Below are 21,111 nucleotides of genomic sequence, written 5' to 3'. Positions count from 1 at the left end.
AAGAATGTAAGCACAATAACTCATAACGAATCAAAACAACTACACAATAAAAAAGCCACCGGACTGGTGGCTCTCTCTTTTGCTCCTCCTCTTGGACTTGAACCAAGGACCCTCTGATTAACAGTCAGATGCTCTAACCAGCTGAGCTAAGGAGGAATTCGTTTGAATTTGGGAGTGCAATATTACGGACTTGTGGTTTAAATTTCAAAATCCTCACTAAAAAATCTGATAATTTTTATTCAATTTTTTCAGTGATCCTATTTCACTCCCTTATTCGTGATACAAATATAATTATCCGTAGATCTCATTTAAAATTCCTGCCAGTCTAACACCAGCCTGCAGTAAGCGTGCACGTACGATGTTAAAATGTTTGTAGCCATACTGGTAGCCAAGTTTTCCTGCACCATAATCATATACCTGTTTGCGATAGGCCATGCTCTCGTAAGCCCAGTCGCGAACGGAAGTATTTTGCCAGCTTGTGAGTTGTACCGGTGTTGGTTTGTCGAGTGATTGTGCCAACTCGGTGTAACTCAGTTTTGTATCATCGATCATATCGCTGTCCCATACACGGTGCAGGTTGCTGTCAACGCGAAACCACATGATCTTTACATCATTACCACCACGGTCATTGCCACCGCCTACGTGTAACGGCTGGTGAATATCGCCCACCAGGTGAATGAGCATTTTAATTCTCTCAGCTTCTTCTTTGCCCGTAAATTTTTTGGATTTCAATTCACTGATGATGCGTTCGATTGTCTGGATCACGTCACCATTCGGATTTTTTACACTTTGCTCGTAAGTCTGGCCATCCTGGATTGTTACCCAATGCCAGTCGGCCGTGTAATTATAGGTAGAGTCGGAGCGAATCTCATCCATCCAGGTACTCGCTATCGCAAGCGACTGACCGGAAAGAATCCGATCGATTTCCCGCTTTGCTTTTTTGGATAGGTATTTTTCAGCAATCCAGCCCGTGGCACGGTGGCCGGTTTGTCCCCAGGCGTGGGCATATCCGTAGCTCAAAAGTGTAAGCAGACAAAGTGTAGCAATTTTTTTCATGGAGGTTCGATTTAAATACAAGACTCTGCCGTAACAGCAGTATTTATAGGTTAATTGATTTTTTATAGTCGCAAATCTCGATTTTATAACCAGTTTTCAAATATCCGTTTATATAAAAGATATGTTATCGGTTTATTACGGGCAATGTTACACGCGGGCCATCGCCTTTCACTGTAACGCTATTCTTTTAACTTTATAGGCAGTAAGTTGCGTATGACACAAACCGTAAAACTTTCGGCATTTCTTATAGCCAGTCAGTTGGATATAAAGGGAATAAAATCGTTCCTGGATATTAAACCGCTGGCCGATTCATCTTCCGAGCTATACTATAATTTCAGCGGAGGCAAGTATCAATATTACTGTAACTACGGGGTTGTGGTATTTGCCGGTTACAACGAAGATGAAATGAAGTGGGCTATAAAAACCGTGTCGGGTTTTCAGAAGAACCCGTCCCTGAACTGGATGCGCGATGACCACGAGGTGATTGTTGAAGATCGAACCGGTATTGCATTTGACTTTGATCGCATCGTGCTCGATCGTCTTGACGACAAAGTGATTCGCATTGCCATGCTCAACCTCGCGCAATCTGTAGCGCTCGATTATTACCATGGCGTAAGCGAGACACTTCTCACAGAAGTAAAAAGTTTTGCCCGTCAGTTGGAGCTCACCGGTAAGCTGAAGATCAGTCGCAATAATATGATGCGGTTTATCGGCAAAGCACTCAATACACAAAACGACATAGCTGAAAATATTTACATCTTCGATGCGCCCGATTTGGTGTGGGACGATGAGTATCTTGATAAACTTCACCAGGGATTGATGAAGTATTTTGATTTGCGTATACGGTTTAGTGAGGTAGAATATACCTTGCGCATTATCGAAGACAACCTTTCTGTGTTTCGCGAAATCATTCACCAGCGTGAAAGCAGCTTGCTGGAATACATCATTATTATCCTGATTCTGGTAGAAGTATTTGATCTGCTGATCTCAAAGATTCTTAAACTCACCGCCTGACAGCCTCGGTTTGTTAATTTTCATATATCGTTAGCGGCATAATACATATAATTTTAATAGTATGCATTCTGTAAATTGCATGCAGGTTAGTGATTGGTTGAATGGATAAGAGGATTTTTTGCACAGTAGTTTTGCTCGCTTGTGCGGCCGGGGTAATGGCGCAACCGGAGCCATACAAGTTTATGCATGTGAATGTTAACGATGGACTTTCACATAACGAGGTACTGTCTTTTCTGAAAGACAAACGTGGCTTTCTGTGGATCGGCACGGCTGCGGGCCTCAATCGGTATGATGGCTATACGGTCAAAGTATTTCAGCACGACTCGCGCGATACGACATCGATTATCCATAATGCTGTACAGGATTTATTTGAACTTCCGGACGGCCGTATAGGTGTACTCACTACAGCCGGACTTACACTATATGATCCGCAGACTGAAAAATTCCAGAAAAACCTCTCTGCTTTTTATGATATCTATAAAATCCCGCAGGGAGCTTTAAATAATGTTGTGAAAGATTATGAAGGTAACTTCTGGTTTATTCATGCCTCTGCCGGGCTTGTTCGCTATACAGTATCAAGTGGTGATGCGGTTTCAATACGACATCATGAAAAGGATGCACAGAGTATAGCATCCGATTCAGTTGTATCTCTGGTGCAGGACGTAAAGGGAAGTCACTGGATTATTCATGCTAATGGTATCATTGAACAGATCGGAGTAAAAGGTAACAAGCATTATGTTACCTATAGGAATGACTACCTCTTTAAACAGAATAAAGCCGCTATACGGAAATATCGTTTGCTAACCGATAAGGATGGTGACCTCTGGATTTTTATAGCAGATGATAATCAGGGCGTTTTCTATTTCAATAGCGGCAATAAATCATTTACACATATACATAAAGATAGCCCGGGCGCGCATCTCAATACGAACATTGTGCGCGACATGGAGCAGGATAATAAAGGACTTATCTGGGTAGGTACAGATCATGGAGGTATCAACCTGATCGACAAACGGGATTTTTCCATTCGCTATATCACGCACAATGATGAAGATGAAAAGAGCCTGAGTCAGAACAGTATCAATACTCTCTATAAAGATACCGATGGTATTATCTGGGTAGGCACCTATAAACGCGGTGTGAGTTATTATCATGAAAATATTGTTCGCTTTCCGCTATATAAACACTCGCCCACCAATCCGTACGGACTGCCTTATGCGGATGTAAATCGTTTTGTAGAAGATGATAAAGGAAATATATGGATCGGTACGAACGGAGGAGGATTGCTATATTTTAATCGCGCCACCGGCAGGTTTACACAGTACCGGTATAATCCCGCGAATACCAATAGTATAGGTAGCGATGTCATTGTAAGCCTATATATAGATCACACGAAGAAGTTGTGGATTGGTACATATTATGGCGGACTCACCTGTTACGATGGCACTAAGTTTATACGCTATAATAACAACCCTTCAGATCCCTCAAGTTTGTCCAATCAAAGTGTCTGGGAGATATATGAAGACTCACGGCACCGGCTGTGGGTTGGAACACTGAACGGTGGTCTTAATTTGTTTGATGAACGTACGCAGTCTTTCTCGCATTATCGTGCCACTGATCTTAACTCTGTAGGCTCGGATTATATAGCGGCAATAACGGAAGATCGCGAAGGTGATTTGTGGATCGGCACAACGGCCGGGGTAGACGTCCTAAGTCGCCAGCGCGGACGGTTTATTCATTACGAAAGTGAAAGCAGTAATCCGCAAAGTCTAAGTAACAATGCTGTGCTTGATATTCGTGAAGATTCAAAAGGTCGTATATGGATTGGTACTGCCGGTGGGCTGAATTTGTTTAATCGCAAAAACAATTCATTTCAAGTGTTTACTAAGGAAGATGGTCTCCCGCACAACACTATATTAACCATACTGGAAGATGATCGCGGTGATATCTGGATGAGTACACCGAATGGATTGTCGCAAATGAAAATTACATCGGCACCTGATGGTAAGTCAATCTATACCTTTAGCAACTACGGTGAGCCTGAAGGTTTGCAGGGGAAACAATTCAACGAGAATGCTGCTTTTAAGACATCGCGCGGAGAACTTATATTCGGAGGTTCTAACGGGTTTAATATTTTTAAACCGTCACAGTTAGGATTAAATAAAGATGTACCCGAAGTAGTCTTTACAGATTTTCAACTTTTCAATGAGAGTATAAAAGCAGAAGAGCTGGTGGATGGAAATATACTGTTACCAAAAGATATATCGACCCTATCCGAAATCAGGCTTCCACCGGGTAAAGATGTCTTCTCGATCGAGTTTGCGGCATTGAATTTCTTTCACCCGGAGAAGAACAAGTATAAATACAAACTTGAAGGTTTTCATACCGATTGGTTGCCGGCTGATAGTAAATCGAGACGTGTAACGTTTACAAACCTTGATCCGGGCGAGTATACATTTCGCGTTATAGCCGCCAACAACGATGGCTTTTGGAACGAGAAAGGCGCTACACTAAAGATAGCAGTGTTGCCTCCATTCTGGAAAACACGCACGGCACTGGTTATATATTTTGTGTTGATCATTACCGGATTGCTCATCACGCGGAGACTTGTTCAGCAACGCGAGAAAATGAAGTTCATCATTCAGCAGGAGCGACAGGAAGCCATGCGTATGCACGAGCTGGATATGATGAAGATAAAATTCTTCACCAACGTAAGTCACGAATTCAGAACTCCGCTAACACTCATTCTTACACCGATCGAAAAGATCTTGAAGCAGGTGAAAGACACGGAGCAGCAAAATCAATTTCTGCTGATACAACGCAATGCCAAGCGACTGCTCAACCTCGTAAACCAGTTGCTTGATTTCAGAAAGCTTGAAGTGCAGGAAATAAAATTCAATCCGTCAGAAGGAGACATTATTCATTTTATAAAAGAGGCGGTATATTCTTTCTCAGACTTATCGGAAAAGAAAGCGATACAGTTGAAGTTTAATTCATCGGTAAACTCACTCGTGACTATTTTCGACCAGGATAAACTGGAAAAGATTTTATTCAACCTGTTAAGCAATGCATTCAAATTTACTCCTGAACACGGGGCTGTAACGGTAGGGGTAGAGCAAAAGACTGAGGTTGATGGCAAGTGGCTTTGTATAGATGTGAAAGATACTGGTATAGGTATAGCGCCTGACAAACAGGAGCGAATTTTTGAGCGCTTCTTTCAGAACGAACTTCCCAAGAGTATGGTGAACCAGGGAAGCGGTATAGGACTTTCCATCACAAAAGAATTTGTGAAGATACACGGTGGAAGTATATCCGTAGAGAGTGAATCGGGTAAAGGAAGTCGTTTTATAGTACGGCTACCGTTGCAGGATGCTTCAAGCCAGGCCGAAACCATTACTCAGGAAATTATAGAACCGGTGGATGAAGAACCGATAGCAGAAAGTGCAGGTGCCCGACTGGTTAAGAAACCTTTATTGTTGTTGGTAGAAGACAACGAAGATTTCAGATTCTATTTGAAAGATAACCTGAAGGCAGATTACCAGATTGTAGAAGCTGCAAATGGAAAAGAAGGCTGGAAGAAAGTGCAGGAGCAATTACCCGACCTGGTAGTGAGTGATATCATGATGCCGGAAATGAATGGTATTGATTTTTGTAAGAAAATTAAGTCCGATCAACGTGTATCCCATATACCGGTTATACTTTTAACAGCACGCGCTGCCGAAGAGCAAAAGGTAGAGGGTTTTCAATCCGGAGCGGATGATTACATCACCAAGCCATTCAATTTTGAAATACTGACTTCAAGGATTCAGAACCTGATCATGCAGCGCGAGAAATTTCATCGTGCGTTCCCGAAACAACTGGATGTAAAGGCAAGTGAGTTGAACATTACTCCGCTGGATGAAAAATTTATTCAGAATGCAGTGAAATGTGTGGAGGACAACGTATCGAAAGCAGACTTCTCGGTAGAAGACATGAGTCGTGAGTTGGGCATAAGTCGCGCTCATTTGTATAAAAAGATCATTGCACTTACCGGTAAATCACCATTGGAGTTTATCAGAACCATTCGTTTGCAGCAAGCCGCGCAGTTGCTGGAGAAAAGTCAGTTAACTGTGGCCGAAATTGCTTACCAGGTTGGTTTCAACAATCCGAAATACTTTGCCCGCTACTTTAAAGAGCAGTATCATGTGCTTCCTTCCGCGTATGCCGCGGGAAAAAGGAGGCGTGCAGTATAATTATCACCCAAAAAGAGACAATTCGAACCTATATCAAAGCGATTCTGTGACCTTCGCCTGCTGTTTCAGTTAGTAGATTTGACCCGATTAATGTAGGGAATGTCACACGAGAAACTGAAACGCATGGGCAGGATTATGCTTGCCATTGAGATCGCGATTTACATTGCAATTGCTGCTTCGTTATCCTTTATTATTTTTTATTGATTGAGATGATTTTTTCTGTGGATGTTCTGAGATCCTGAGATCTGTATCCGATCGGTCTGTCGAGACTTCGACTTTTTTCGAAATTCTAGGAAACAACGCCATGGCTAGGGGACAAATGTTTTTCAGGCAGGGGAGTTCCGTGTCAACACACGCGAGGACTATTGTTTCTCGTTGCGACAATTTTGAAAACAAAATTTCCTTCTTTGAATCGATTTCAACCAGTGTTTTGCAACATTTTGATACCGTCTGAAAACGATTGAGCCTCTAGGATCAGACATTTGAATACCCATTCAAGGCCACTTCTCAGTCTACCTTTACTGCAATCGATTACGAGTTTTTGTGCTTGGAAACCGGTTGCATTGAAGATCAAATGAGAATGAAAAAACTACTACTGTTAAACCTTTTGTTGGCGCTTTTAATAAGCGCATGTTCAACCAAATCAAACTACGAGAAACTTCAGGATGGCGTTATTGTAACCCTCAACTCTAAAGAGGGTGGTGCAAAGCGTGTAAAACTCCAGGTTATTTCAGATGACATTATTCATGTAACAGCAACTCCGGCTGATACTTTTTCAACAGCACAAAGTCTGGTCGTACTTCCAGAAGTAAAAGGATCAACGTCCTGGAAACTGGAAGAATCGGCTGATGCGCTTTCATTAATCACAAAAACACTTCGCGCCAAGATTTCACTCACTTCGGGTGAAGTATCTTTTAGTGACACAACCGGCCAGGTAATTCTGCAAGAGCGTCAGGGAGGAGGCAAGTCATTCACTCCGGTTACTGTGGACAATCTGAAATCATACGCCATCCGCCAGGTTTTTGAATCACCTGCTGACGAAGCCTTCTATGGTTTGGGTGGCCATCAGAACGGACAAATGAATTATAAAGGAGAAGATGTTGACCTCGTGCAGCATAACATCGTTGATGTAATTCCTTTTGTATACTCCAGCAAAAACTATGGTTTGCTTTGGGATAACTATTCGATCAGCAAGTTTGGTGATCCGAGAGAATATCAGCCGCTGAGCACACTTAAACTTTTTACGAAGGATGGTAAAGAGGGTGGTCTTACTGCTGACTATTATGTAAAAGACGATAAACTGAAAGAAACGAAAGTAGAGAATAAGATTGATTTTGAGTTTCTCGAAACACCTCAGGTTGACAGCTTTCCGAAAGATGTTTCCGGTGAAGGAAAAGTAGTATGGGAAGGTTCTTTTACTTCTGATGCTGCAGGTGCTCACAAGTTCCTGGTATACTCTTCAGGCTATATAAAAATATGGGTTGACGGTGCGCTGGTTATTGACAAGTGGAGACAGAACTGGAACCCATGGACAAACAAATTCAATGTTGATGTTAAGCCCGGTGAAAAACATACGCTTAAAATAGAATGGAAACCAGACTATGCCGGTTATCTGGGGGTAAAACATCTCGATCCATTTGCACAAGACGAACAAAGCCGCCTGTCACTTGCCAGTGAAGTAGGCGATGAAATCAATTACTATTTCATTAAAGGTAACAATGCAGATGAAGTAATTAGTGGCTACCGAAACATCACCGGTAAAGCTCCTATAGTTCCGAAGTGGGCTATGGGCTTCTGGCAAAGTCGCGAGCGCTACAGAAACCGCCAGGAGATGGTGGATGTAGTAAAAGAATATCGCAAGCGAAATATACCGGTTGATAACATTGTACTCGACTGGCAATATTGGGAAGATCCGAAATGGGGTTCACATGAATTTGATCTCAAACGCTTCCCGGATCCGAAAGGCATGATCAACGAATTACATAATGATCTGCACGCAAACCTGATGATTTCGGTGTGGCCTAAATTCAATAAAGGCACAAAGAATTATGAGGAGATGGAAAAGAATGGCTTCCTATACATGCACAATATCGAGAAGAAAAGAAAAGACTGGGTTGGTGTAGGATATGAATCTACTTTCTATGATCCATTTAATCTCGAAGCCGGTAAACTCTTCTGGTCACAAATTGATAAAAACTTAAACTCTATAGGAGTAGATGCATGGTGGTTGGATGCTACCGAGCCAGATATTCACTCGAATATATCTATAGAAGAACGCAAGATAAACATGAGCACGGCCATGGGCCCAGGTGCTAAATACTTCAACGCGTATTCACTCATGAATGCAAAAGGTGTTTATGAAGGACAACGTAAATCAAGTCCTGATAAGCGCGTGTTCATCTTGACTCGTTCTGCATTTGCAGGTCAGCAACGTTATGGCGCAGCAACCTGGAGTGGAGATATAGTATCACGCTGGAGCGATCTGCAAGATCAGATTGCTACGGGTATAAATTTCGCATTATCTGGTATTCCATACTGGACGATGGATATAGGAGGATTTGCCGTTGAAAAAAGATATTACAACCTGACCGGTGAAACTCAAAGCGAATGGCGCGAGTTGAATACCCGCTGGTTCCAGTTTGGAACGTTCTGCCCGCTGTTCCGTTCACACGGTCAGTTCCCGCTGCGTGAGATATATAACATTGCTCCACAAGGCACAACGGAGTATAACAGCTTGGTATACTATGATAAACTCCGATACTTGTTGATGCCGTATATCTATTCACTGGCTGGTCATAGCTACTTTGATAATTATACCATCATGCGCGGACTTATCATGGATTTCCACGCGGATAATAAAGTGTATGAGATCGGTGATCAGTTTATGTTTGGTCCAAGCCTGCTTATCAGCCCGGTATATACTTATAAGGCCAGGACCCGCGATGTATATCTGCCATCAACTACAGGCTGGTATGATTTCTATACCGGTGCTTATTTAACCGGTGGCCAGACTGTGAAAGCTGTAGCTCCGCTGGATCGGATTCCGGTATATGTAAAAGAAGGTTCGATTATACCAGTTGGTCCTGAGATACAATATACCAGCGAAAAACCTGCAGATCCGCTTACGCTCTACGTGTATACCGGTAAAGCCGGAAATTTTACACTTTATGAAGATGAAGGTGTAAACTATAACTATGAGCAAGGTAAGTATACTTCTATACCATTTACTTACAATGAAGCCGCTAAGACATTAACGATTGGTGAGCGCCAGGGCTCATTCAATGGAATGCTTGAGAAACGGACTATAAATATAGTCTGGATCACGCAAGACCACGCTGCTGCAGTAGCTGCTACTACCAAGGCAGACCAGGTGGTAACGTATGACGGTAAATCTTTAACCGTAGAACATAAATAGAATTCAAATTTCCGCAAGGAAACTGGAGATAAACAACTAAAACAGCTAAACCAAAATTAACCTATGATTAAACAAGTCTACAGAAGCATATGGTTTGCTTCCGTATGTTTCTTCCTGGTAGGACTAGCTTCGGCCCAGGCGCAGAAGCAAGTAATAACCGGAAAAATCACGGACGCAACCGGAGCTCCACTGCCAGGTGTAAGTATCCTTATAAAAGGTACAACGATTGGAACGTCCGCAGATGTTGAAGGTAATTATTCACTCGAAGCATCTCCGAACGATGTGCTGGTGTTATCTTTTATTGGTTATACTACAAAAGAAGTATCTGTAGGTAATCAGTCTCAGATAAACGTATCGATGGAAGAAGATATATCTACCCTGCAGGAAGTTGTAGTGGTTGGATACGGTGAACAGAAGAAGGCATTGAACACAGGCGCAAACTTGCAGATTAAAGGTGAAGACCTTTTAAAGCAAAGTTCAACCAACGCATTACAGGCGTTGCAAGGGCAAGCTCCGGGTGTGCAGATTACGTCTACATCCGGTCAGCCAGGTGAAACGATGAAAGTAATTGTGCGTGGGGTTGGTTCTACCATTGGCAACACTCCACTATACGTAGTGGATGGAGTAATTACCGGTGATATCTCGTACCTGAACAACGGAGATATAGCTTCGTTGACTGTATTGAAGGATGCTGCATCAGCCGCTATATATGGCTCGCAAGCGGCAAACGGTGTTGTGCTGATCACGACTAAAAAAGGTAAGGCAGGTCATGCACAGGTTACATTCGATTCTTACTATGGTGTACAAAATGTGGCACGTAAAGTAGATTTGTTAAACGCGAAAGAGTACGCAATCATTGCTAACGAAGCAGCGGTAAACTCTGGTAACTCGCCAATCTATAGCCAGCACGTAATCGATTCATTAGGTTCAGCCGGTACAAACTGGATGGATGAGATGTTTGCAAAAGATGCAGTAACGCAGAACTATTCAATCGGTGTTACAGGTGGTAGCGAAAATTCAGTTTATTCAACTTCACTTTCATACCTGTCGCAGGCCGGTATAGTGGGCGGTAAAGGTTTGTCAAACTACGAGCGCTATAATTTCAGATTTAACTCTGAGCATAAATTGTTCAAAAATATTTTGACGATTGGACAGAACCTGAATGTTGCATTTACAAACAATAACGGTATCGGTGTTGGCAACCAGTACAACAACTCGCTTCGTGGAGCATTTCAAACTACGCCGCTATTGAAAAACGATCCGCTAGATACAGCAGGATTGTACAATCAGGCGAATCCTTACTATCAAATGGTGTACAATAACCAGAACAGGAACAAGAATCAACGCGTTATAGGCAATATATACTTCGAAGTTGAGCCTATCAGTAAGTTGAAATTCAGATCGAGCTTAGGTATAGATTATTATAATTATGATGGCCAGTCTTATAAGCCTGAGTTTAAGTTGTCGATATACTCGTTCAATACAAATCCACAAGTGACTCAATCTATGAGTAAATCACAAACTATTCTGTGGGATAATTTATTGAGCTACTCTTTTACATTGGGCACACAACATAAGTTTGATGCTATGCTGGGTACGTCGATGTATCAATATGGTGGGAGCTCTCTGAGTGCGACTAAAACAGGTTCTGTATTTAGTGATGTAGAGCACGCATGGATAAGTAACGGTACCAGCAATACTGCAACGGCAACCGGTGTAGCGTACGATCCTGATCACCGAGCATCTTTTTTTGGAAGACTTAACTATAATTTTGAAGAAACATATTTGCTGAACGCAACATTCCGTGCAGACGGTTCTTCCAAGTTTGCAAAAGGTAATCAGTGGGGTTACTTCCCTTCTGTTTCTGCCGGCTGGGTTATTACTAACGAAGAGTTTATGGATAACACTTCAGGTTGGTTGAACTCCTTGAAATTTCGTGCGAGCTGGGGACAAGTTGGTAGTCAGAATGTATCTGCATTCCAATACCAGTCACCTATAACCTTCACCAATACATACTATATTTTTGGTGGAACAGAAGGAACTCTTACACCTGGAGCATATCCAAGCAGATTGTCTAATACCAATTTGAAATGGGAAACATCCGAGCAGACGGACATTGGTTTTGATGCAGCATTCCTGAATGGTAAATTCAATGTAAACGTTGATTGGTATGTTAAGACTAATAAAGACTGGTTAATTAAAGCTCCGGTGTTAGCTACCGCTGGTGCAGAAGCTCCTTACATCAACGGTGGTGGTGTTAAGAATAAAGGTGTGGAGTTGGCTCTTGCCTATAACAACAGCATTGGCGATCTCAACTATCGGGTAAGTGTTAACGGTGCATACAATAAGAATACAGTAAGTCATATACCTAACGCAGACGGTATCATTCATGGTCAGGCGAACCAGATATATGACAACTCTACTGAATTTAACAGAGCTGCCAACGGTTACCCTATTGGTTATTTCTGGGGTTATAAAACCAACGGAATCTTCCAGAATGAACAAGAAGTTCAATCCTATACTTCAGCAGAAGGTACACAGCTGCAACCTTCGGCAAAGCCGGGTGACGTACGTTATGTAGATGTGACTGGTGATGGCTCAATCACTGAAGCAGATAAGACTATGATCGGTAATCCAAATCCTGACTATACATTTGGTTTCTCGATTGGTGCAGATTATAAGGGTTTTGATTTTTCTATTCAGGCAAGTGGTGTAGCGGGTAACCAAATTGTTCAATCGTACCGTAATCCTGCAAGCAAGTATGGAAACTATACCAGCGAAATTCTGGATCGCTGGCACGGTGAAGGTACATCGAACAGAATGCCACGTGTAACCGAAACAAATGAAAACTGGACCAATTTCTCAGACCTCTACATTCACAATGGCGATTACCTGAGAATCAACAATGTTACGCTTGGTTACGACCTGAAAAGAGTTATCAAGCAAAACTTCCTGACACAGTGCAGACTGTATGTTTCAGCGCTTAACCTCTTCACATTTACCAAGTACAATGGTATGGATCCTGAGGTAGGTTACGGTACCGATGGATTTACTTCCGGTGTTGATGTTGGATACTATCCACGTCCGAGAACCTATATGGTAGGATTGAACGTGAAATTCTAAAATTGAAAAGTATGAAGAAACTTAATATATATACTGTAGTTTTTAGTCTGCTGGTATTAGGCGGATGTAGTGACTTCCTTGAGACGGAGTCGTTATCCAATTCTACCGTTGATAACTATTACAAAACTCCTGAACAAGCCTACAATGCGCTTGTTGGATGTTATGATGGTGTACAGGCCCTGTGGTCATCAGGTGTTTCCTTCCCAGTTGCATCAGAAGTACTTTCGGATAATGCATTCGGTGGCACGGGTTACTCAGATGGATACGGATATCAATTGCTGGATGAGTTTGATAAAAGCCGATCTCCTTCTGATCTGAATATGTTTAATAATAACTGGATTGCTTACTATAAAGCTATTTATCGCTGCAATATTTTACTTCAAAAACTGGATGATGTAGAATGGGGAACTGATGCAGATCTAAGAAATATATACGAAGCAGAAGCGAGATTTTTGCGCGCCTATATGTACTTCGATATGGTACGACTTTGGGGAAATGTACCTTTGTTAACAGAGCCTTCAACAGAAAACCTTCCTCAAGCAACTCCGCAGGAAGTATATGCACAGATCGCTGAAGATTTGAAGTTCGCCACCGAGAACTTAGAGGCAAAATCGTATGCGAGCCAATCTTCATCTGAGCGTGGACGTGTTACTAAATGGGCGGCAGAATCTCTGATAGGTCGCGTTTACCTATACTATACCGGATACTATGGAGCGAGCGATCTGGCGGGCGTAATTAGTAAAACACAAGCCTTAGCTTACCTGGAAGATGTAATTGCAAACAGTGGCCATGGTTTAGTGGAAACTTATGCAAATCTATGGCCTGCGGCTTCTGGTACTAACTACGCAAAAGAAGATAACAAAGAAACAGTCTTTGCTATAAAATATACCTATACCAGCGATTATACCACCGGAAATGATGACGGCAACAAATGGCTAGTTATGTTAGGTATGCGTAATTACTCCTCTTATCCCTATGGAAAAGGATGGGGAGGAGTAACTGTTAATCCAAATCTTTGGGATGCTTACAGCAGCACAGATACACGTAAAGCTGCATCAATTATATCCATCGAAGACGAAAACATTGCTTTTGATCAGCAGGCCGATCAGCGTGAATATACCGGTTACTATAACAAGAAGTATACCCCGATGATTAATTTGAACGGAGAAAGTGTATCGGCAGAGTTAGCCTCAGAACTTGGTCTTAACAGCGATTTTCAGATCAGTCAGTTTCAGGATTATGTTGTTATCCGTTACGCAGATGTACTGTTAATGGCTGCTGAACTTGGAAGCTCAAGTGCACAGAATTACTTCGATCAGGTTAGAGAGCGTGCCTATGGAGATGACTTCGTTCAGATACCCATTACGCAGCAAAGCATTATGAATGAACGCAGACTCGAATTTGCATTCGAAGGTATACGTTACTGGGATCTGCTTCGTCAAGGGGTTGATGTTGCTGCGAATACTATAGCTGAAACTACGCAGGTATTGAATGGCGGTGTTGAAACCACGAAGACGATTACGGCTTCAAAAATTCAGGAAACAAAAGGTTTACAACAGATACCTAACACGCAGGTTAGTTTATCAAATGGCGTATTGAAACAAAATAATGGTTGGTAATATTTAATGAATGAAAATATGAAGACGTTTATAAAGATACTGTCCGCATCCCTGACGCTTGCATTTGTAATGTCGTGTCAGGAGGAGCATGAATTAGACGCTCCTTTAGATAAATCTGAGATTACGTTTGAAGTAACACAAGACTTGGCAGCTGATCCAGGTGGAAATACTGTGATTTTGAAAAACACAACCCCTGGTACAATTTCGATCTGGGACTATGGTACAGGTAAATCCAATAGAGTTCAGGATACCGTTCGCATTGCATTTAAGGGTGAGTATAAAATTAAGTTCTCAGCCGTTACTGACGGTGGTATAGTGGAGATGGATCCTGTTACTGTAACGGTTACAGAAGACAATCTCAATTATGTAAACGACCCACTTTGGACAGCTCTTTCCGGAGGTGTTGGTAACGAAAAAACGTGGATATTGGATATCGATGCAAACTACTTTGCTGGTCCCATGTTCTTTTATGGAACAGATAATGGCTGGCAAGGCGGCTGCTTGAAAGATGGTGGCGATTGCTGGAATTGGAGTCCAAAATATTCCGAAAATACGTGGCTGATGCCGGATGGCGACTACGGTACCATGACATTCAGTTTAAAAGGAGGACCTTTTGTAACCTCCAACCACTTGATGATTCCAAGCAGAGGAACGGAAAGCGGAACATATTACCTTGATAAAGATGCTAAGACATTGACGATGACAGGTGCAACTCCTCTACATGATAAAGGGCGCGATGAATGTGTTGGCGCTTGGGGTTCTATCAGGTTATTCGCTTTAACAGAGAATTTTATGCAAATCGGTGTTTTGCGTACTTCCTGTGATGGACCATGCTATCTTGTTTACAATTTTGTTCCTAAAAAGTAAAAACAAATTTTTTAATGGTTGACCAGTAAAGACTTCTCGTAAACTCGAGAAGTCTTTACTTTTTTAATAGAGTATATGATATTCGCCTTAACCCATATGAAGTTTTTTTTTAAGTTTTTCGTGCTTGTCTCGGTGTTTGTGTTTTTTTCTTGCTCGCAAAAAAAAGCAACACGTACTCAGGAGGATTTCAACAACGATTGGAAATTTCAACTAAGTGATTCACTTCATGAAGCCGATGCATTCTCTGACGACTCGTCATGGCGCACACTAAATCTTCCGCACGATTGGAGTATAGAAGGCGAATTCAGTGAAAAGAATTCTGCTGGTGTTGGTGGCGGTGCGCTTCCTGGTGGAATTGGCTGGTATAGAAAAATATTTACACTTGATTCACTCGATAATAACAAACGAATTGCCATTCAGTTCGATGGTATATATCTGAATAGTGAAGTCTGGATAAACGGACATTCTGTAGGGAAGCGTCCGAATGGGTATATATCTTTTGAGTATGATATAACTCCGTTTGTCAGGTTCGGACAGCAGAATATTGTTGCTGTAAAAGTTGACAACTCAAAACAACCCAACTCACGTTGGTATTCCGGTTCAGGCATATACCGTGATGTTCGCCTCGTGAAGACATCTAAAGTATATGTTGGTTATAACGGTGTATTTATTCGTACACCGAATGTTGCGGCTACGTCAGCTTCTGTTCAGGTAACAGCAACCGTAAAAAATGATTTGAAAGAAAGTCAAACCGTAAAGCTCGTAACGGAGATTTACGATCCGGAAGGTAAGCTTGTGGAAGAGATCGAATCTTCTCAGCCTATAAAAGCTAATGAGTCAATTGATGTTGAGCAGTCTACAGATGTTCAACAACCACAATTATGGTCTGTGCAATCTCCTAAACTATATAAAGCTATAACAAGAGTTATAGTAGATGGTGATGTTGTGGATGATTACGAAACGATCTTTGGTATACGAAGTTTTGACTTCGATAGCAAAAAAGGATTCTCTCTTAACGGTGAATCATTAAAAATAAAAGGCGTTTGCTTACATCATGATTTGGGATGTCTCGGAGCTGCATTTAATGTGCGTGCAGCCGAACGTCAATTGGAGATTATGCGCGAGATGGGCGTAAATGCAATACGTACATCGCACAATCCTCCGGCACCACAATTTCTTGATCTCTGCGATCGCATGGGATTCATTGTGATGGATGAGATGTTCGATATGTGGAAGAAGAAAAAAACTGATTTTGATTATAGTATATATTGGGATGAATGGCACAAGCGTGACCTGGAAGATTTTATAAAGCGCGATCGCAATCATGCCAGTGTTATGATATGGAGTGTGGGTAATGAGATTGGTGAGCAATGGGATACTACAGGTATAGCTATTACCAAAGAGCTTGTAGATATAGTGCATTCACTTGATAAGACACGACCGATCACAACGGCCAATAATGACGTTGGATTGGGGAATAGCCTTATAAAATCAGGTGCGCTTGATGTTATTGGCTATAACTACAATCACACCAAGTTTGAGGATTTTCCGATCACGTATCCGGATAAGAAATTTATAGCAACGGAAACAACATCGGCACTGGCAACACGTGGGCACTATGATATGCCTTCGGACAGTGTTCGTGTCTGGCCGCTTGCATGGGATAAAGTATTTACGCAAGGTAATACCGATAACTCCGTATCCGCTTATGATAATGTGCGTGCTCCGTGGGGATCAACACACGAAGAAACCTGGAAGGTTATAAAGAAGCATGACTATCTCTCCGGTATGTTTGTTTGGACTGGCTTTGACTACATCGGGGAACCTACTCCATATGTATGGCCATCGCGCAGTTCATATTTTGGTATCGTAGATCTTGCTGGTTTCCCGAAAGATACATACTACATGTATCAAAGCGAATGGACTGACAAACCTGTGCTGCATCTATTTCCACATTGGAATTGGACTGCCGGGAAAGATGTAGATGTATGGATATATTATAACCAGGCTGATGAAGTTGAATTGTTTCTGAATGATAAATCGCTTGGTATAAAGAAGAAAACGGGCGATGATCTTCACGTAATGTGGCGTGTGCCTTTCGAAGCAGGAGTGTTGAAAGCTATTTCCCGTAAGGGTGGTAATGAAGTACTGAGTAAGGAAATTCGTACGGCATCCAAACCCTATAAAATTATACTTGAAGCTGACAGAAGTAACATTAACGCTACCGGTAAAGATCTTTCCTTTATAACAGTAAAAGTTGTGGATGAGAAAGGTACAGTCGTTCCGGATGCCCAAGATCTCATTACTTTCGAAGTAACCGGAGCAGGTTTTATTGCGGGCGTTGATAACGGAGATCCGGTAAGTCACGAGTCGTTTAAGTCGAATAAGCGAAAAGCTTTTCATGGCTTGGCGCTACTCGTTGTGAAGTCGAAAACACAGGCAGGCAAAATTCACGTGAAAGCAACATCAGGCGGAATACAATCTGCTGAAATTGATATTGACGTAAATTAAGGTATATAATACGTTGTTGTGATGAGGGGCAGTGCGTTAAATAACTCGTGTAAAAAACATTCATCATCTTGCGCAGTTACAAAGCGTACAACGAAGGTATAAGGAGTACAATGGACACCTTAAATAGTGAAGAAGAGAATAGACTGCATAATTATTATAGTATGAAAATGAAATATACCGGAAGGGTTGAGAAGCGAAGCATAGTACAGAAGGTATATGCGATGGTGTGGTGCCTGCTAATAACAAGTACTTTTCTAACGAACAGCGTATGGGCGCAAACCGAAAGCTATACGTGGAACAACGTAGCGATTGGTGGCGGAGGTTTTGTTTCAGGTATAATTGCCAGTAAAACGAAGCAAGGTTTGATATATGCGCGGACGGATGTAGGTGGTGCATATCGCTGGGATGCCGATAACAGCAAATGGATTCCGTTGCTGGACTGGACATCCGAAGATCAGGTTGGATACCAGGGCGTAGAGTCGCTGGCTACCGATCCCGTTGAACCCAATAAAGTATATATGCTGGTAGGCACGTCATACTTTAACAACGGTAAGACTGCTATACTTCGCTCGTCTGATTATGGTAATACATTTTCGATAACAGATGTTACTTCGCAATTTAAAGCTCACGGTAATGGTATGGGAAGACAAACCGGAGAGAAACTGGTGGTTGACCCGAATAGTAATAATATACTTCTGTGTGGAACACGGTATAACGGTTTATTCAAAAGCACAGACTCAGGTGTAACGTGGACGCGATTGTCCGGATTGAACATCACAACTACGCCTACACCAACATCAACGAACAGCGCGAGCGATGCCAACGGAATCAGTTTTGTTGTGCTCGATCCTTCTACAGGCTCATCAGGTTCTGCTACTCAAACGATCATTGCTGGTGTTAGCCGCACAGGTGATAATAATCTTTATCGCAGTGATGATGGTGGCGCTACCTTTTCGGCTATCACTTCAGCGCCTACGTCACTAATGCCGCATCGCGCTGTGTTGGCAAGCGATCGTAATCTATATATCACGTATGCAACAGGGTTAGGTCCTTGGGATGTACAAGGCAGCGGTCAGATATGGAAGTATAATTTGCAAAGCGGAACGTGGACGAATATTACTCCTTCTTTTTCGGGATCATTCGGAGGTATCAGCGTTGATCCTGCAAATCCTAATCGCTTGGTTGCTTCTACCGTTAATATATACTATACACAGGATAAGACTTATGGTTCGTATGGTGATCGCATGTTTCTGAGTACAGATGGCGGTACTACCTGGACGGATGTTGTTGACAGAGGATTCAGTGTAGATCCCCAGGGAGTAACCTGGATAAATGGTCAGTCTATACATTGGGCAGGTTCTATAGAATTTGATCCGTTTGATACCCAAAAAGTATGGGTAATTTCCGGTAACGGTGTTTTTCAAACAGATAATATAGACGCAACAGCAGGTGTGTGGAAGTTTCAGGTTAAGGAATTGGAAGAAACTGTATTACTGGATATAGTAAGTATACCAAACGGACCGATGGTTAGTGTGATTGGAGATTATGACGGATTCAGACACACCGATGTAACACAATATGCACCTCGCCATACACCGAGTGTAGGAACTACAACTGGTATAGCGTACGCTTCACTCAATCCAAACATTATGCTTCGGGCAGGAGCAAAGACTGTAAATAGTGTGCAGGTTGGTGCCCTGTTCTACTCTACGGATATGGGTATATCTTGGACTGAATGTGCAACGACTAAAGGATACAGAGGAAATATAGCTATAGCTGCCGATGGCGGAACATTTTTACATTGTCCTGAAGGATCAAGTATAACCTACAGGTCAGTCGATCAGGGAAAAACGTGGACTGCCGTTACGGGATTAAGTATCAGTAATGCGCGTCCGGTAGCCGATCCGTTGGTGCCTGCTAAATTCTATGCTTACAATAGTAGTTCAGGAGCTTTATTTGTAAGTACAAACGGAGGAACTTCTTTTATTTCATCCGGTACTCCCGGAGCAAGTGGTTCCGCAATAATCCGAACAGCTCCATATCGTGAAGGGGATGTATGGGTGCCATTATATAGTGGTGGATTGACACGTTCAACCAACTCCGGTCAGACTTTCGTAAAGCTTAGCAATGTTACCTATTGCGCAGCTGTTGGTTTTGGTAAAGCTGCTTCCGGACAATCATATCCTGCGATCTATATATGGGGAACGGTAAACAGCATTCGCGGAGTACACCGCTCCACAGACGAAGGTGCAACCTGGACACGCGTAAACGATGATGATCATCAATACGGTGGTCTTGCCAACGGTCAGGCTATAATTGGAGATATGAATGTGTTCGGAAGATTCTATATGAGCGCTTCAGGAAGAGGTATTATCTATGGAGAATCAAGTGAGACTTGTGTCCCAACGAACATTATTCCCTATATATCTGTAAACGGAGAAACAGCTAGCGAAACTGCGTATACTTCTGTTGTAAACGGAGCGACTGTTAAGTTAAGTCCGGAGCCAACATCAGGCGGATCGTGGAGCTGGACAGGACCAAACAGCTTTACGTCTTCAGACCGGGAAGTTTCGATTGCCAATATTCAATCCAGTGCTATATATACCGCTACCTATACAGATGCCAATGGGTGCGTAAGTGCTGCACAAACATTTGCTCTGGCGGTAGTGGCGCAGGCTGTATTGGTAAAAAGTATATCAGTAAAAGGAACAGGAGATCTTGCCACGATTGATCAGAAAAGTGGTACGCTTCAATTAGTCGCGACTGTTAGCCCGGTAAACGCCACCAATCAAAGTGTAACCTGGAGTATACCTAACAATACAGGTATCGCTACAATATCTTCAACCGGATTACTTACAGCCGTTGGCGATGGCGTTGCAACGGTACGCGCCACAGCGAAAGACGGCTCTGGTATTTACGGTGAAGTTGCAATAACGATCACAAATCAAACCGTAACTTCAATTGAAGAAGATATAAGTGCACGTTTCGGCATTTATCCGAACCCGGTATCAACAACGCTTACGATCGACAATGCGAGTACGGTAAAACAAGTAACGTTTCATGATCTGCGCGGACAACAAATCAAATCGTTGTCCAACAACAAAAGCTCTCTTATAATTTCATTGGATAATGTGCCGGCAGGCGTTTATATCATGGAGTTGACAGATAGTAAGAATATCCGGTATGTTAAAAGAGTAGTGAAATATTAGCTATATTAAACTATAAATTGCAAGCTTCCATTCTGTTTGAATGGAAGCTTTTTTTATACTATAAA

At 42.3% G+C, this 21,111-nt stretch carries 9 protein-coding genes and 1 tRNA gene; 8 read left to right on the top strand and 2 right to left on the bottom strand.

Annotated elements, in window-relative coordinates:
- Positions 1–82: 82 nt before the first annotated feature.
- Both ACFQ21_RS09585 and ACFQ21_RS09580 read right to left on the bottom strand, forming a co-directional pair.
- Positions 83–156 (bottom strand) — tRNA-Asn (locus tag ACFQ21_RS09585).
- A gap of 135 nt (positions 157–291) precedes the next feature.
- The gene (locus ACFQ21_RS09580; RefSeq protein WP_377578221.1) at positions 292–1,056 is read right to left on the bottom strand and encodes a S1/P1 nuclease; all 765 of its coding nucleotides are present in this window, start codon (positions 1,054–1,056) and stop codon (positions 292–294) included.
- A gap of 213 nt (positions 1,057–1,269) precedes the next feature.
- Between ACFQ21_RS09580 and ACFQ21_RS09575 the strand changes: the two genes are divergently transcribed.
- The 8 genes from ACFQ21_RS09575 to ACFQ21_RS09540 all read left to right on the top strand — a co-directional run bounded on the left by ACFQ21_RS09575 (position 1,270) and on the right by ACFQ21_RS09540 (position 21,046).
- A complete protein-coding gene (locus tag ACFQ21_RS09575) occupies positions 1,270–2,070 on the top strand; it encodes an RMD1 family protein (protein ID WP_377578218.1) in 801 nt (266 codons plus the stop codon).
- Positions 2,071–2,171: 101 nt separating this feature from the next.
- A complete protein-coding gene (locus ACFQ21_RS09570; RefSeq protein ID WP_377578215.1) occupies positions 2,172–6,302 on the top strand; it encodes a hybrid sensor histidine kinase/response regulator transcription factor in 4,131 nt (1,376 codons plus the stop codon).
- A gap of 580 nt (positions 6,303–6,882) precedes the next feature.
- Positions 6,883–9,717, top strand: a complete 2,835-nt coding sequence (locus tag ACFQ21_RS09565; RefSeq protein WP_377578212.1) for a TIM-barrel domain-containing protein — start codon at positions 6,883–6,885, stop codon at positions 9,715–9,717.
- Between the two features lie 63 nt (positions 9,718–9,780).
- A complete protein-coding gene (locus ACFQ21_RS09560) occupies positions 9,781–12,840 on the top strand; it encodes a SusC/RagA family TonB-linked outer membrane protein (protein WP_377578209.1) in 3,060 nt (1,019 codons plus the stop codon).
- 11 nt (positions 12,841–12,851) lie between these two features.
- Positions 12,852–14,459, top strand: coding sequence for a RagB/SusD family nutrient uptake outer membrane protein (locus tag ACFQ21_RS09555; RefSeq protein WP_377578206.1), 1,608 nt, complete (start codon positions 12,852–12,854; stop codon positions 14,457–14,459).
- Positions 14,460–14,477: 18 nt separating this feature from the next.
- Positions 14,478–15,326 carry a hypothetical protein gene (locus ACFQ21_RS09550; RefSeq protein ID WP_377578203.1) on the top strand — a complete coding sequence of 283 codons (849 nt, stop codon included), beginning with the start codon at positions 14,478–14,480 and terminating at the stop codon, positions 15,324–15,326.
- A 96-nt stretch (positions 15,327–15,422) separates the two neighbouring features.
- Complete coding sequence (galB, locus tag ACFQ21_RS09545; RefSeq protein WP_377578200.1) at positions 15,423–17,837, top strand: beta-galactosidase GalB; 2,415 nt, start codon at positions 15,423–15,425, stop codon at positions 17,835–17,837.
- Between the two features lie 161 nt (positions 17,838–17,998).
- On the top strand, positions 17,999–21,046 hold the full coding sequence (locus ACFQ21_RS09540; RefSeq protein ID WP_377578196.1) for an Ig-like domain-containing protein: 3,048 nt from the start codon (positions 17,999–18,001) through the stop codon (positions 21,044–21,046).
- Positions 21,047–21,111 lie beyond the last annotated feature (65 nt).

This window comes from Ohtaekwangia kribbensis, from assembly GCF_042676245.1.
In the GTDB taxonomy this organism is placed as follows: domain Bacteria; phylum Bacteroidota; class Bacteroidia; order Cytophagales; family Cyclobacteriaceae; genus Ohtaekwangia; species Ohtaekwangia kribbensis.
Note: the sequence above shows the minus strand (reverse complement) of the source record. Positions and strands in the feature narration are given on the sequence as shown.

Bases quoted from the DNA above. Each gene is read 5' to 3' on its own strand.
- ACFQ21_RS09575 (WP_377578218.1), top strand. From the start codon at position 1,270: ATGACACAAACCGTAAAACTTTCGGCATTTCTTATAGCCAGTCAGTTG.
- ACFQ21_RS09560 (WP_377578209.1), top strand. From the start codon at position 9,781: ATGATTAAACAAGTCTACAGAAGCATATGGTTTGCTTCCGTATGTTTC.
- galB (WP_377578200.1), top strand. From the start codon at position 15,423: ATGAAGTTTTTTTTTAAGTTTTTCGTGCTTGTCTCGGTGTTTGTGTTT.
- ACFQ21_RS09570 (WP_377578215.1), top strand. From the start codon at position 2,172: ATGGATAAGAGGATTTTTTGCACAGTAGTTTTGCTCGCTTGTGCGGCC.
- ACFQ21_RS09580 (WP_377578221.1), bottom strand. From the start codon at position 1,056: ATGAAAAAAATTGCTACACTTTGTCTGCTTACACTTTTGAGCTACGGA.
- ACFQ21_RS09555 (WP_377578206.1), top strand. From the start codon at position 12,852: ATGAAGAAACTTAATATATATACTGTAGTTTTTAGTCTGCTGGTATTA.
- ACFQ21_RS09565 (WP_377578212.1), top strand. From the start codon at position 6,883: ATGAAAAAACTACTACTGTTAAACCTTTTGTTGGCGCTTTTAATAAGC.
- ACFQ21_RS09550 (WP_377578203.1), top strand. From the start codon at position 14,478: ATGAAGACGTTTATAAAGATACTGTCCGCATCCCTGACGCTTGCATTT.
- ACFQ21_RS09540 (WP_377578196.1), top strand. From the start codon at position 17,999: ATGAAAATGAAATATACCGGAAGGGTTGAGAAGCGAAGCATAGTACAG.